General features: G+C 44.6%; 14 protein-coding genes and 1 other annotated feature. Of the genes, 10 read left to right on the top strand and 4 right to left on the bottom strand.

Features of this window, described 5'->3' with window-relative positions; all coding sequences use genetic code 11:
• Positions 1-80: 80 nt before the first annotated feature.
• The gene (locus PSF27_RS00550) at positions 81-1,286 is read right to left on the bottom strand and encodes a serine hydrolase (protein WP_206085417.1); all 1,206 of its coding nucleotides are present in this window, start codon (positions 1,284-1,286) and stop codon (positions 81-83) included.
• A gap of 230 nt (positions 1,287-1,516) precedes the next feature.
• Here PSF27_RS00550 and PSF27_RS00545 point away from each other — a divergent pair, with 230 nt between their 5' ends.
• Complete coding sequence (locus tag PSF27_RS00545) at positions 1,517-2,140, top strand: glutathione S-transferase family protein (RefSeq protein WP_272680650.1); 624 nt, start codon at positions 1,517-1,519, stop codon at positions 2,138-2,140.
• On the opposite strand, the gene PSF27_RS00540 is transcribed toward PSF27_RS00545, so the two are convergent.
• A complete protein-coding gene (locus tag PSF27_RS00540; protein WP_272680649.1) occupies positions 2,133-2,960 on the bottom strand; it encodes an SDR family oxidoreductase in 828 nt (275 codons plus the stop codon). The genes PSF27_RS00545 and PSF27_RS00540 overlap by 8 nt on opposite strands.
• Before the next feature lie 267 nt (positions 2,961-3,227).
• Positions 3,228-3,354: a sequence feature (His leader region), on the top strand.
• A gap of 40 nt (positions 3,355-3,394) precedes the next feature.
• Here PSF27_RS00540 and hisG point away from each other — a divergent pair.
• Genes hisG through hisIE form a run of 8 tightly spaced genes read left to right on the top strand, consistent with a single transcriptional unit; the run spans position 3,395 to position 10,471 of the window.
• Complete coding sequence (gene hisG / locus PSF27_RS00535) at positions 3,395-4,294, top strand: ATP phosphoribosyltransferase (RefSeq protein WP_206085414.1); 900 nt, start codon at positions 3,395-3,397, stop codon at positions 4,292-4,294.
• Positions 4,295-4,300: 6 nt separating this feature from the next.
• Entirely contained in the window at positions 4,301-5,617 is a 1,317-nt protein-coding gene (hisD, locus tag PSF27_RS00530; RefSeq protein ID WP_272680648.1) for a histidinol dehydrogenase, read from the top strand.
• A 3-nt stretch (positions 5,618-5,620) separates the two neighbouring features.
• Entirely contained in the window at positions 5,621-6,691 is a 1,071-nt protein-coding gene (gene hisC / locus PSF27_RS00525; protein WP_272538790.1) for a histidinol-phosphate transaminase, read from the top strand.
• A gap of 13 nt (positions 6,692-6,704) precedes the next feature.
• A complete protein-coding gene (hisB, locus tag PSF27_RS00520) occupies positions 6,705-7,772 on the top strand; it encodes a bifunctional histidinol-phosphatase/imidazoleglycerol-phosphate dehydratase HisB (protein WP_272680647.1) in 1,068 nt (355 codons plus the stop codon).
• Positions 7,772-8,365, top strand: a complete 594-nt coding sequence (hisH, locus tag PSF27_RS00515; protein ID WP_272573462.1) for an imidazole glycerol phosphate synthase subunit HisH — start codon at positions 7,772-7,774, stop codon at positions 8,363-8,365. The genes hisB and hisH overlap by 1 nt, the downstream gene beginning before the upstream one ends.
• A gap of 5 nt (positions 8,366-8,370) precedes the next feature.
• Entirely contained in the window at positions 8,371-9,108 is a 738-nt protein-coding gene (gene hisA / locus PSF27_RS00510; protein ID WP_206085409.1) for a 1-(5-phosphoribosyl)-5-[(5-phosphoribosylamino)methylideneamino]imidazole-4-carboxamide isomerase, read from the top strand.
• Complete coding sequence (gene hisF, locus PSF27_RS00505; RefSeq protein WP_272680646.1) at positions 9,090-9,866, top strand: imidazole glycerol phosphate synthase subunit HisF; 777 nt, start codon at positions 9,090-9,092, stop codon at positions 9,864-9,866. The genes hisA and hisF overlap by 19 nt, the downstream gene beginning before the upstream one ends.
• Entirely contained in the window at positions 9,860-10,471 is a 612-nt protein-coding gene (gene hisIE, locus PSF27_RS00500; protein ID WP_206085407.1) for a bifunctional phosphoribosyl-AMP cyclohydrolase/phosphoribosyl-ATP diphosphatase HisIE, read from the top strand. Before hisF ends, hisIE begins: the two co-directional genes overlap by 7 nt.
• A gap of 34 nt (positions 10,472-10,505) precedes the next feature.
• Here the strand turns inward: hisIE and PSF27_RS00495 are convergent, their stop codons facing one another.
• Positions 10,506-11,492 (bottom strand): ABC transporter substrate-binding protein, encoded by a 987-nt coding sequence (locus PSF27_RS00495; RefSeq protein WP_272680645.1) that lies wholly within the window; start codon positions 11,490-11,492, stop codon positions 10,506-10,508.
• 55 nt (positions 11,493-11,547) lie between these two features.
• Positions 11,548-13,725 carry a TonB-dependent receptor gene (locus PSF27_RS00490; RefSeq protein WP_442958933.1) on the bottom strand — a complete coding sequence of 726 codons (2,178 nt, stop codon included), beginning with the start codon at positions 13,723-13,725 and terminating at the stop codon, positions 11,548-11,550.
• Positions 13,726-14,058: 333 nt separating this feature from the next.
• Between PSF27_RS00490 and PSF27_RS00485 the strand changes: the two genes are divergently transcribed.
• Positions 14,059-14,556 (top strand): YbaK/prolyl-tRNA synthetase associated domain-containing protein, encoded by a 498-nt coding sequence (locus PSF27_RS00485; RefSeq protein ID WP_206085404.1) that lies wholly within the window; start codon positions 14,059-14,061, stop codon positions 14,554-14,556.
• The last annotated feature ends 26 nt before the right edge of the window (positions 14,557-14,582 follow it).

Below are 14,582 nucleotides of genomic sequence, written 5' to 3'. Positions count from 1 at the left end.
ACCACGCTTTTATCCTGCTTTGTCAACAACCTCACGCCTGCAGTTGCAGGCGTTTTCGTAATTCAAACATGGCGGATTAATTAACCAAAAATTGCACTCCACCAGCCACTAATGGTTTTCATAATATAATCCCAAATACGCCCAAAGAATCCCGCTTCTTCAACCGCTGATTTTGCCACAAGTGGGTGCTGCTCAATCACTTCATCATTAAGAATAAAGTTAATCGTCCCAACGGCTTGATTTTTCGCTAATGGTGCTTCTAACGAATCATTGGTCATCTGAATATCGACTTTCAGATTTTTCAACTGACCTTTAGGGATAGTCACAGACACATCATCCGCCACGCCTAATGCCACTTCAGAGCTATCTCCAAACCAGACACGCTGCTTTTTCAATGTCGCATCTGCTTTAATTGGTGTGACTGTTTCGAAAAAACGGAAACCCCAAGTCAGTAACTTTTCACTTTCGGTAAAACGTACACGGTCACTTGGCGCGCCAAGCACAACCGAAATCAAACGCATATCCCCTTCAGTTGCTGACGCCACTAAATTATGGCCAGCACCGCTCGTGTGCCCCGTTTTCACGCCATCCACTTTTAAATTTTGATTCCATAACAAACGGTTACGGTTAGGCTGGCGAATTTTGTTGAAGGTAAATTCTTTTTCTTTATGCAGCGCATATTCATCAGGCACATCGCGGATCATCGCTTGTGTTAATAACGCCATGTCGCGAGCCGTACTAAATTGCCCTTCAGAATCGAGCCCATGGACGGTTTTAAAATGTGTGTTCTTCAAACCAATTTGTTGAACATATTGGTTCATCAAACTCACAAACGAATCTTGGCTCCCTGCAACGTAGTCCGCAAGAGCAATACTGGCATCATTACCTGATTGAATAACAATCCCTTTGTTCAAATCCAATACCGAAACACGGTCTTTTGGCTTCAAAAACATCAACGAAGAGCCTTTCAGGACAGGATTCCCTGTCGCCCATGCATCCTCCCCGACTGTTACCATATCTTGCGTGGTTATTTTCCCCGCCTTCACTGCCTGCCCCACCACATAACTTGTCATGATCTTGGTTAAACTGGCTGGGTCTAAACGCTCATCAGGGTTTCCTGATGCTAAAATCTTCCCGCTGTTGTAGTCCATCAGGACATATGCTTTGGCATCGATTTGAGGAGCAACCGGTGTCTCGGCCGCATAACCACTGGTGCTAACGGCCATCAAAAGACTCAACCCAATACCAGCGCGGCGGGTTTTTAGGGACAACATTTTTTTACTCATCGGTTATTCCTTCACTTAATGCTAAATATTTAAAATGACTATCTTCTTACTCACCATCACTAAACGATGAACCCTTCGCCGTGATAAAAATTGCTAACTCATCATAATATAAGGCTTTATTTCCACTAAGACCACCTATAGGAAATAAAGATTTGCCTGAAAGCGAATTTAATCTATCTTAACTATGGTTAATGATATGGCTAATGACAAAAATCAATTAGGAGACTGCAATGTTAACTGTCTGGGGACGTGCCAATTCTTCCAATGTCAAAAAAGTACTTTGGTGCTTAGAAGAATTAAATGTGGCTTATAATCAAAAAGATGTGGGTGGCCCATTTGGTGGGCTTGATACACCTGAATACAAAAAAATGAATCCAAACAGCACAATCCCAACTCTACAGGATGATGACTTTGCTCTGTGGGAATCAAATGCAATTTTACGTTACCTTACGGAAAAATTTGATCACTCTCACTTATTACTGGCTAAGGATGTACAAGAAAGAGCAGCAGCCGATAAATGGATGGATTGGAGCAACGCGAATTTGTTTGATCACATTAAACAGATGATGAACAAAATCGTCCGTGCCCCAGAAGCCGATAGAGACCCAGAGCAAGCAAAAATCATTTATGCTAATATCAACAAATTACTGCAAATTGCTGATGATGCCTTAGCCCATCAGGCGTATTTTAGCGGTGATAAATTCGGTATTGCCGATATTGCCATTGCGCCATTATTTTACCCATGGCACGAAATTGTCACCGAACGCCCTGAGTTTAAAAACTTAGAGCGCTGGTACCAACAGCTCACCACACGCCCTGCGTTCCAAAAAATTGTGATGATCCCAATTAAATAGTCATCAACATGCTATTCGGGTTTGGATATTGGTATTCGAACCCGATTTCTTGGCAAATTCGATCGCCGTTAATCCACTTTCCTTCTGCTTCATTCAATGAGTCAATAAATTCAGGAGGAACGAGCCCCAATGATTTAGCAGCTTGGGTATAAAACGCTCGTCGCGTTGGGTGAATAGGTGCGCACAAATTATAAAGATGTCCGCCCTCTGATTGGTTAAGTAATGCAAGAATCGCTTCAATAACATCATCTTGATGCACCATATTCACAGGCTGCATGGCACCTTTAACCCCTGTTTTGCCGGCTAAAAAACGCCCTGCATGACGTTTTTCCCCCACTAACCCCGCTAAACGCAGTATATCCACCGAGATATTTGGCAATTGATGTAACCAGTTTTCGGTATCAATCAACGCCTGTGCGGAAGCCGTTACGCCTTCTAACGGAGAACCTTCCGTCATTTCACCATTTTGCTCACCATACACCGCCGTCGAAGAGGTAAAAATTACTTTGGGCACCTTAAAGGTAATCGCACTATTTACCAGCGTTTCAATCGCTGACACATAATGTTCCACATTCACTTTAGAGGGTGGCAACAAAATGGCTAGCGCATCACTACCTTCCATCAATTGCGTTAAATCATCAGCGTCACATTCTAGCTCAGGTGTCAGTTTTAATGAGTAACACTCAATCCCCACACTTCGAGCGGCCTCAATACCATCTGGCGTTGTTTTGGTTCCCACTACCTGGATACCTTTGGAAAGTAAAGCCTGTGCTAATGGTAACCCCAGCCAACCCAATCCAATAATTGTGACTTTTTTCATGCTTCGACTCCAAATCTGCTAAGGCACTGAGTTTTTTCTTAGATTAGCTGAAAACCATAAAACTTCCGAATGGATTTTCGGGGGGATTAATCACTATAAAACCTGCCCAACGAATTATTATTGGTTATTTTTTAAAAAAAGGTTGCATTCATAGGGGGAAATCGGATAGGTTGGATACCAATGAGTATTTAGTTAGCACAGTGAATGTTTAGTCATTCAGTTAAATAAGAGAACGGAAGACATTATGAATCGTATTTCACGCAACCATCATCATCACCATCATCCTGATTAGTCTTTCGGGCGATGTGTGCTGGAAGACGATCAACGAATCTTCCGGTGGCTGAAATGCAAATGAGAGAACCCTCGGAAGATAATCTTCCGAGGGTTTTTTTATATTAAAACAAAAAGTTACTAAAGGAATATGGGGTAAGGTTATGTTGGATAAATCACGTTTACGTATTGCTATTCAAAAGTCAGGTCGTTTAAGCGAAGAATCAAGAGAGTTATTGGCTCGCTGCGGGATCAAAATCAATTTACAACAACAACGTTTGATTGCTTATGCAGAAAATATGCCTATTGATTTACTTCGTGTGCGTGATGACGATATTCCAGGGCTGGTTATGGACGGTGTAGTGGACTTAGGTATTATCGGTGAAAACGTCCTTGAAGAAGAGTTATTAAATCGCCGCGCACAAGGGGAAGACCCTCAGTACAAAACATTGCGCCGCTTGGATTTCGGTGGGTGCCGCCTCTCTTTAGCTGCACCATTAGATTTTAACTATACAGGGGCAGAATGCTTAAATGGCTCACGCGTTGCCACCTCTTACCCACACTTGCTAAAACGCTACTTCGACCAAAAAGGTATTCAGTTTAAATCTTGCTTACTGAATGGTTCTGTCGAAGTTGCTCCTCGTGCTGGCTTAGCCGATGCCATCTGTGACCTCGTTTCAACGGGGGCAACCTTAGAAGCTAATGGCCTGAAAGAAGTGGAAGTGATTTATCGCTCTAAAGCGTGTTTAATTCAACGTGATGGCGAAATGTCTGCGGACAAACAACAACTTATTGACCGTATGATGACCCGTATTCAAGGCGTTATCCAAGCTCGCGAATCTAAATACATCATGCTGCACGCACCAAGTGAAACGCTGGATGACATCATCGCGCTACTGCCAGGGGCTGAGCGTCCAACTATTCTGCCGCTAGCAGGTGACCACAGCCGCGTTGCTATGCACATGGTCAGCTCAGAAACCTTATTCTGGGAAACCATGGAAAAACTAAAAGCATTAGGTGCAAGTTCAATTCTTGTTCTGCCAATCGAAAAAATGATGGAGTAAGTCATCATGGAAATGGGATTCAACCAGCCAATTCGCTGGGCAGATTGCAACGAACAACAACAAAGTGCATTACTGATGCGCCCTGCTATTGCTGCCTCTGGTAGCATTAGCACCGCAGTCAGTGAGATTATCAATCAAGTTCGTCGAGAGGGCGATAACGCCCTCCAAGCCTTAAGCCGCCGTTTTGATAAAACCGAAATTGATACCGTACGTGTTGCACCAAATGCAGTTGATGAAGCTGAAGCACGCCTCGGTGATGAGATTAAAACAGCAATGAAAACGGCCATTAGTAATATTCGCCGTTTTCACGAAGCGCAGATCCCCACCCCCATAACGGTAGAAACCCAAGCGGGTGTTGTTTGCCAGCAAGTCACACGCCCGATTGATGCAGTTGGTTTGTATATTCCAGGTGGCTCAGCGCCGTTATTATCAACGGTCATGATGTTAGGCACACCCGCTAATATCGCGGGTTGCCGCAAAATTATTTTATGTTCCCCACCCCCTATTGCCGATGAAATTCTGTATGCGGCAAAACTGTGTGGCATTACAGCAATTTTCCAAGTCGGTGGTGCGCAAGCGATTGCTGCGATGGCCTTTGGGACACAGAGCATCCCTGCAGTCGATAAAATTTTTGGCCCAGGCAATGCTTATGTGACTGAAGCAAAACGCCAAGTCAGCCAAAGCCACGAAGGTGCAGCGATTGATATGCCAGCGGGCCCATCTGAAGTGTTAGTGATTGCTGATAGCCAAGCGAACCCAGCGTTTACCGCCTCTGATTTGTTATCCCAAGCGGAGCATGGCCCAGATTCTCAAGTCATTTTATTAACCGATGATGAAAACTTCGCCCAGCGCGTGATAGCAGAAACAGAAAAACAGCTCGCCCAGCTTTCACGTGCTGCGATTGCGCGAGAAGCCCTGAACGCCAGCCGCGTCATTATTGCTGACTCTATCAAACAATGTGTGGAAATCAGTAACCGTTACGGGCCAGAACACTTGATTTTACAAACTCGTGATGCCGATGATTTAGTGGCGAACATCACCAGTGCAGGGTCTGTTTTTGTTGGTGATTGGTCACCAGAGTCTGCTGGGGATTACGCTTCAGGCACCAACCACGTTTTACCGACCTATGGTTACACAGCAACCTATTCAAGCCTCGGCCTTGCAGATTTTATGAAGCGCATGACCGTGCAAAAACTGTCTAAACAGGGTTTATTAGGCTTAGCCAACACCATTGAAACGTTAGCGCAGGCGGAACAACTGACTGCCCACAAAAATGCGGTGACTTTACGTGTCACAGAACTAAAAAAACAAAATCAGGAGTAAGTCATGAGCCAAAAATTTAATGCTGCCAGCCTTGCGCGTGAAAATGTCAAAACCATGACCCCGTATATGTCTGCGCGCCGTTTAGGGGGAAATGGGGACGTTTGGCTCAACGCTAACGAATATCCTATCGCACCAGATTACCAATTTAGTGAGCGCAACCTAAACCGTTACCCTGAATGCCAACCTGTGGCTGTAATCAATAACTATGCGGCCTACGCAGGCATTACCCCTGAGCAAGTTTTAGTGTGCCGTGGTGCGGATGAATCCATTGAATTGCTGATCCGCGCATTTTGCGAACCTGGCAAAGATGCTGTAATGTTCTGTCCTCCGACATACGGCATGTACAGCGTCAGTGCAGAAACCTTTGGCGTCGAGCAGAAAAGAATTATGGCTCTGCCAGATTGGTCATTAAATGTGGCTTCTATTCGCGAAAACCTCACAAATACTAAACTTATTTATATTTGTAGCCCAAATAACCCAACTGGCAATATCATCGATAATAAAGATTTACAGGAAGTGTTAGAGATGGCAGCAGGCCGTGCACTGGTAGTGGTTGATGAAGCCTATATTGAGTTTTGTCCACAGTACAGCGTCGCAAGCTGGTTAGCAAAATACCCTAATTTGGTTATTTTAAGAACGTTATCAAAAGCCTTTGCATTAGCAGGATTGCGCTGTGGTTTCACGTTAGCATCAGCTGAAGTGATTGAGATATTATTAAAAGTTATCGCCCCTTACCCATTATCGACCCCAGTTGCAATGATTGCAGCGCAAGCCCTTGATGCTCAAGGCATCGCCACCATGAAAAGCCGTGTAGCAACCGTAACTGAAAACCGTATTGCCCTGTCTGAAGCTCTGCGTGATTTATCAGTTGTCGAAAAAGTTTACCCAAGCGAAACCAATTATATTTTGGTGCGCTTTACTGACGGCAATAAAGTGTTTAAAGCCCTGTGGGATCAAGGCATTATCTTACGTGACCAAAGCAAGCAGCCAGGACTGGAAAATTGCCTGCGCATTACTATCGGGACAGAAATTGAAAATGTCCGTGTTATTGAAGCTATTGAAGCACTTTGCTAATTAGGAATGACTCATGAGCCAGAAAATTTTATTTATCGACCGTGATGGAACATTAATTACCGAGCCACCGACTGATTTCCAAGTGGATAGCTTAAGTAAACTTGCCTTTGAAAAGGCCGTCATTCCAAGTTTACTTGCTCTGCAAAAAGCCAATTACCGTTTAGTGATGATAACCAACCAAGATGGCTTAGGTACCGATAGCTTCCCAACCGCAGACTTTGAGCCACCACACAACTTGATGATGCAACTTTTTGAATCGCAAGGTGTAAAATTTGATGAAGTCCTGATTTGCCCGCACAAACCCGAAGATAACTGCGCTTGTCGCAAACCTAAACTTCAATTAGTTGAGCGTTATTTAGACAGCAATGTGCTCGACAGCGACAATAGCTATGTCATCGGCGACCGTGAAACTGATCTTCAACTAGCTAAAAACATGGGGATCAAAGGGTTACGCTATAGTGCGACCGACCTCGATTGGGAAACCATCACTGCCCAATTAACCAAACGCGACCGCCATGCACGTGTTGAGCGCGTCACCAAAGAAACTAATATTCTGGTGGAGGTTTGGTTAGACCAAGAAGGTGGCAGCAAAATTAACACTGGTGTTGGCTTCTTTGACCACATGCTAGACCAAATCGCAACCCACGGTGGTTTCCGCTTAAATGTTGAAGTCAAAGGGGATTTATTTATCGATGACCACCACACCGTCGAAGACACGGGCCTTGCTTTAGGCGAGGCATTGAAAGTGGCGCTGGGTGACAAACGCGGCATCGCACGCTTTGGCTTTGTGCTACCGATGGATGAGTGCCAAGCACGCTGTGCGCTAGATATTTCAGGACGCCCTCACCTTGAATATAAAGCCGAATTTAAATACCAGCGCGTGGGGGATTTAAGCACCGAAATGATTGAGCACTTCTTTAGTTCGTTATCTTACGCTATGGGTTGTACGTTACACTTGAAAACTAAAGGGAAAAACGATCACCACAAAGCTGAAAGCTTATTTAAAGTGTTTGGTCGTACATTGCGCCAAGCTATCCGTGTTGAAGGGGATACTTTACCAAGCTCAAAAGGGGTTCTTTGATGAACGTTGTCATCCTAGATACTGGCTGTGCAAATTTAGCGTCGGTAACCTATGCGGTGCAACGCCTAGGTTACCGCCCTGTGGTTAGCCGTGATACCAACACTATCTTACAAGCCGATAAGGTGTTTTTACCCGGTGTAGGTACTGCAAGCGCAGCGATGGAAAAACTCGTAGAGCGTGAATTAGTGCCCTTAATCAGAGCATTAACTCAACCTGTTTTAGGGATTTGTTTGGGCATGCAATTACTCGGCAGCATCAGCGAAGAAGGTCAAACGGAAATTCCGTTACTTGGTCTGATTGATAGTCCTGTGCGCAAAATGGATGCCAATGGCTTACCCGTTCCCCACAGCGGCTGGAACCAAGTGAAAGCCCTCGCGGGGAACCCGTTATTCAAAGGGATTGCTGATGATGCTTATTTCTATTTTGTGCACAGCTATTCGATGCCAATTTCAGAAAATACCATCGCGCAAACCCAATATGGCAACCCATTTAGCAGTGCAGTAAATCGCGACAACTTTTTCGGTGTGCAATTTCACCCTGAACGTTCAGGTGCCGCTGGCGCTCGCTTGATTCAAAACTTTTTGGAGATGTAAGAACCATGATCATTCCTGCATTAGATTTAATTGATGGCACCGTGGTGCGGTTACATCAGGGGGATTACGCCAAGCAAACGGATTACGGCACTGACCCACTCCCGCGTTTACAACAATATGAAAAAGAAGGCGCGAAACTCCTACATCTTGTGGATTTAACGGGGGCAAAAGACCCACAAAAACGCCAAATTCCGCTACTGAAAAAACTGTTAGCGGGTGTGAGTGTCCCAGTACAAGTAGGCGGTGGTATTCGTACCGAAGACGATGTCAAAGCATTATTAGATGCGGGTGCAACTCGCGTGGTGATTGGTTCAACGGCTGTCACCAAGCCTGAACTGGTGAAAACCTGGTTTGAAACCTACGGCGGTGAAGCAATTGTGTTGGCGTTAGATGTGCGGATCAATGCCGAAGGTGTGAAAGAAATCGCCATTAGCGGCTGGCAAGAAAACTCTAATTTAACCTTAGAGCAAGCTATTGAAATTTATCGCCCTTATGGCTTAAAACACGTTCTTTGTACCGATATTTCAAAAGATGGCACGCTGGCTGGCTCAAACGTCAATCTGTACCAAGAAATCAGCCAGAAATTCCCTGATATTGCCTTTCAAGCCTCTGGTGGCATTGGCAATTTAGCGGATATCGCGGCTATTCCAGCGTCTGGTGCTGCTGGGGTTATTGTGGGCAGAGCATTACTCGAAGGTAAATTTACCGTTGCGGAGGCAATCGAATGTTGGCAAAACGCATAATTCCGTGTTTGGATGTTCGCGACGGGCAAGTCGTTAAAGGTGTGCAATTTCGTAACCACGAAATTATCGGCGACATCGTGCCATTAGCGCAGCGCTATGCACAAGAAGGTGCCGATGAGCTGGTTTTTTATGATATTACTGCATCATCTGATGGCCGCGTTGTCGATAAAAGCTGGGTTGCTAAAGTTGCAGAAGTGATTGATATTCCGTTCTGTGTGGCAGGCGGTATTAAGAGAGTGGAAGATGCAGCGCAGATTTTATCTTTTGGCGCAGACAAAATTTCGATTAACTCCCCCGCACTGTCTGACCCAACGTTAATCACCTGTTTAGCCGACCGCTTTGGTGTTCAGTGTATCGTGGTGGGCATTGATACTTGGTTTGATGACAGTACTAATGAATATCAAGTTTACCAATTTACAGGGGATGAAAAACGTACCACACAAACCCGCTGGAAAACCTTGGATTGGGTCAAAGAAGCCCAGCAACGCGGCGCGGGCGAAATCGTCTTAAATATGATGAACCAAGATGGAGTACGCCAAGGGTATGATTTGGTACAACTGAAAAAAGTTCGTGAGGTTTGCCAAGTGCCGTTAATTGCTTCAGGGGGCGCAGGTGAAAAAGCTCACTTCCTTGATGCCTTTGCTGATGCTGGTGTTGATGGTGCCTTAGCCGCTTCCGTCTTTCACAAACAAATTATTAATATCGGTGAATTAAAACAATACCTAGCCGAAAAGGGAGTTCAAATTAGAGTATGTTAACCACAGAACAATGTAGCCAACTAGCATGGCAAAAAGTCGATAATCTGATGCCAGTTATCGTACAACACGCGGTTTCAGGGGATGTGCTGATGCTGGGGTACATGAACCCTGAAGCACTGCAAGTCACCTTAGAGAGCCGCAAAGTGACCTTTTATTCAAGAACCAAACAGCGTTTGTGGACAAAAGGGGAAACCTCCAATAATTTTTTGAATTTATTAGATATTTACCCTGATTGCGATAGCGACACCTTATTAGCCCTCGCCCTGCCAGATGGCCCAACATGTCATAACGGCACACAAAGCTGTTTTGCACCCGCACAAAGTGACTGGGGCTTTTTGTTTGAGCTGGAAACGCTATTAAAAGAGCGTAAAACGGCATCGCCAGAGAGCTCTTATACCGCCCGCCTGTATGCCAGCGGCACAAAACGTATCGCACAAAAAGTGGGTGAGGAAGGCGTTGAAACCGCACTGGCCGCAACTGTTAATGACCGTGCTGAATTGACAAACGAAGCTGCGGATTTGATGTACCATTTAATGGTGTTACTGCAAGACCAAGACCTCGATTTAAGCACGATTATCAAACGCTTAAAAGAGCGTCATCAGTAGTTGATAAACTGCCTGTTTAGCAGGCAGAGTTATTTTATGGGTGCAAAATATTATCGATTTGCACCTCACTCAGTGAAATGCCAAAGAATTTCAGGTAAAAATCCGCCGTTTCTTGCTGCATATTGATATCCGCAAAACGCTCTGGGTACAGTGTTTGAGCTAACCATAAAAACTGCAACGCTTCTTCAGACGTTTCACGACACCACCAAAACATGCCTTTTGGGTTCACATACACTTGCTGGTTTTTAACCGCGTCCATCTCTTGCCATTGGGAAGATGATTTGATGATCTTGGCATCTTCCTTATTCATCGCCACAATCACATCTGGATTCGCTGCGATGATGGTTTCCAGTAATACCTCACCTGAGTTATTTTTTTTATCTGCAAACCATGTTTCTGCCACATTTTTTGCCCCAGCTAAATCCATCCAATCTTGATTTAACGATGGTCGCCCCGAGGTAAACAATGTGCTCCCCATACTGTGGTAAACCGTGCGTTTTTCCGCTTCCGTTAAGCCCGCCAGCCGTGCATTAACCAATGCCACATTACGGTCGAAATAACGTTGGTATTCAATCGCTTTACTTTGCGCATCTGGGCCCAGCTCTTTTGCAGTTGCCTGTACCCTTTCTTGTAACGATTTTAAAGAATTAGCGGGGTATTCAACCACTTTTACCCCTGCATTTTCTAATAAATCACGCTGTGGAACCTCCATTCCTTTGGCGACAAACAGTAATTCCGTACGTAATGAAATGATCTGTTCTGGGCTCAATTGGTTGCTAATACTGATCACTGGGACATCATCAATATTTGGCAGCATTTGGCGAAACAACGGAATTTTTTTCGCAATCACCGAAGTGCCGACAATTTGCTCGCCATAACCGAGCATCATAATAATGGTATTTTGTGCAGGCCAAGGTGTTGCGATGCGTAATTGCGGGTTATCTGTCTTCGCCTGTATTGCACTGCCCATTAGCAGCCCAAACAGTAAAATGACCGATTGCAGGAAAATAGTTTTTCTCATATTTATCACGCCGCTTTACCTTGATATAAAACGGCGTGCTCCTAAACTTTTATCATTAGAAATCGAACGTAACCGTTGCACGAACTTCACGGCCTGCACCTAAGAAGGCACTCCCACCACGGCCTTCACCATTGATCCCTGATGGGAAAATGGATGCCCAGTAACGCTCATCAGTGACGTTATTCACCGATAAACGAACCGTTGTTGGGGTTTGATTGATTTTTGTGCTGTAGCGAGTGCCAAGATCCAATGTCGTGTAACTTCCCGCCCAACTGGTATTGGTGTCATTAGCGGCACGTTTACCGGTGTAATGCACATTGGCGCTATACACCAATTCAGGCATAGATGGCAGAGCATATTCCACTAACATATTCGCTTGAACTTTAGCCACCCCCACAACACGTTTATCACGCGCTTCGATTTTTTTCGTGTCTTTCAATTTCGGGTCTAAGAAAGTAATACCACTATAAACATTCAACCCTTGCCAAACATGGCCTGTAGCCGTGAGTTCAAGCCCCCTGTTGACTTGTTCCCCTTGTTTGCGAAATACATCATTATTATCGACATAAGCAAATGGGCGCTCTAACTGAAACAGTGCCGCACCGAGGTTTAAATCAGCCACATCCGCTTTAATCCCAATTTCATATTGCTTACTGCGATAGGCATCAAGCGTTTGCCCTTCATTTTTAATGTATTGATTCAATGGCGCGGTATCCCCCTCTTCCAGAGAATCCGCATAGCTCACGTAAGTCATCACTTTTGGGCTAATTTTATACATCACTGCCGCCTGTGGACTTAGCCCGTTATCATTAGTTTGGCTAGTTTTATGATGTTGTTTGTCAAAGCTTTGGCTTTCAATCCAACTTTGGCTCAAATAAAACATCACTGCCCACTGCGAGTCAAAGGTAATGGTGTCACCTACCGTGATACTTTGTTGGCGGTTTTCGCTAGCTTTATAACGAGAGCCCCCCGTATGAATTCGTCCATCAGATGGCTCTTCCATCGGTGAAGGGTTGAACATATTGGTTGAGCCTAAATCTCGTTTAATGCTGCCATCTTTTGCACTGTAAATTGACCAAACATAGCCGTTAGTGGCGAATGATAAATCATGGCCAATTGAGCCCGTGTCCACATGGCCATTAAGTACCGCTGAGTTACTCAGGACGCGAAAACGCCCTGATGCGGGGGAGTCTGACAATGAGCGTTTTATCCCACCTTGGTTATCAACAATCTGACTTGAAACTGTGCGCATAGCCCTGTCCGCTTGTTGGAAGCCAACACCCGCTGTCAATTTCCAGTCTTCATTGAAATCATGAATTAAACGTGTACTAACGGTATCGGTGGTTAAATCATTCCCCGCGGTATGCAGAGCTAAGTTTTTATCTTGTGGGTTTGGTGCTTTGGGTAATTTAATGTCAGGACCATAACTAAAGCTGCCAACATAGCCTTTTTGCACAAAATTGTAGTGACTGGCGTTCAGTTGCAATTGTGTGCCTGGTTGAATATTCCAATCAAAAGCAACCGATGCCAGCTTGCGGCGTAAGGTGCTATCTTTTAAGTTACCCGTCCCTTCTTCATCCATTAAATTCAAACGGTAACCAAAGCGTTTATCGGTATCGAAATACCCTCCAAGGTCAACGTGCCCGCTGTAAGCATTACGGCTTTGGTAACCTAATGATAAACGTTGAATATCTTCAGGACGTTTGGCGGTGAAGTTAAACTGCCCTGCTGGGCTCGCTGGGCCATACAGTGCTCCTGTTAAACTGTTAATGACATCTAAGCGGTCGAGCATTTCCACAGGGAATGCCGTTGTCGACACCATATAGAGTCCATCCAAACGGCTATTTGCAACAACACTACCTTGCATACCACGGCTTTGAGGACGGCCGACATCCATCCCACCGCGTGCTTGCATCTGTGCGCTTGGGGCGTATTTCAGCAGCTCGCTGACACTTTTCGCTTGCTGGTTATCTATCATTTCACGACTGATTGTGGTGGTGGAATAAGGGGTATCAATCCATTCCACATCGCCTAATGGCCCAAGGTCAATTTGAGAAATAAAGAAACCTGCGCCAGCTTGGGCTTCAGCGGTGACATCTGTCGGTGCTGCCGTGACGAGCATTTTATCTTGTTTCGGTTTGCTGATTTGTTCGGAAACTTGAGCAGCAACGATGGATGGCGCGATCCCTGCGATCAATGACGTGATGACATATAAGTGGGTTTTACGTTTCATGTTATCTATTTTCGTTATATAAAAAATTATATTACCGAGAATAAAACAGAGCGTAAATGATCAAGCTCAATTCTTAACAATAAACATTCTCATTACTAACATGTAATCGTGATTTATAATTAATTGAATTTATTAGATAATAAAAACACTTCAGGACATACCATAATAAAATCCGTGAACGGATGGACAAAACAAGTAAAAACCGCATCTGATATGCAATTTATACTATTTCCCAAATTTACCCCGTTATTGGCTCTTACGTTTTGCGGTTGTATCTCCTAATGAACTTGTTATCATTCCCTGATATTGATCGGGTTTTAAAGGGAAAAAACGGTGTCAGAGAACGTAATTTTTAGGCAATTAACTCAGCTATTAGATGACAATCATGCCAAATACCGTGTGATGGAACACTCCACCGCGGGGAAATCCGAGGAAGTGGCAAAAATTCGTGGAACGCAATTAGGGCAAGGTGCAAAGGGTTTAGTCTGTCATGTAAAAGGAAATGGGGTGAAGCAACATGTTCTAGCCATTTTACCTGCGGACAAGCAAGCCGATTTAAGCAAAATAGCCATCGCCATTGGTGGAACTCGTGCATCACTGGCAAGCCCAAAAGAAGTGGATGAGCTGACTCAGTGTGTATTTGGTGCGATCCCCCCGTTTAGCTTTCACCCCAATTTACGGCTTATTGCCGATCCGTTATTGTTTGCACGTTTTGATGAACTGGCATTCAATGCAGGGACGTTAGAGCGATCAATTATTTTAAATACACAAGATTACCAACGCATTGCACAGCCTACATTGGTTGAATTTATTCGCACGGAAGAAAGCTAACTGTCTAATAGTAAAAAGGGGATTCC

Source organism: Providencia sp. PROV129, from assembly GCF_028482245.1.
GTDB classification, from domain to species: Bacteria; Pseudomonadota; Gammaproteobacteria; order Enterobacterales; family Enterobacteriaceae; genus Providencia; species Providencia vermicola.
The sequence above is the reverse complement of the archived record's forward strand: the minus strand, read 5'-3'. Positions and strand labels throughout refer to the sequence as shown.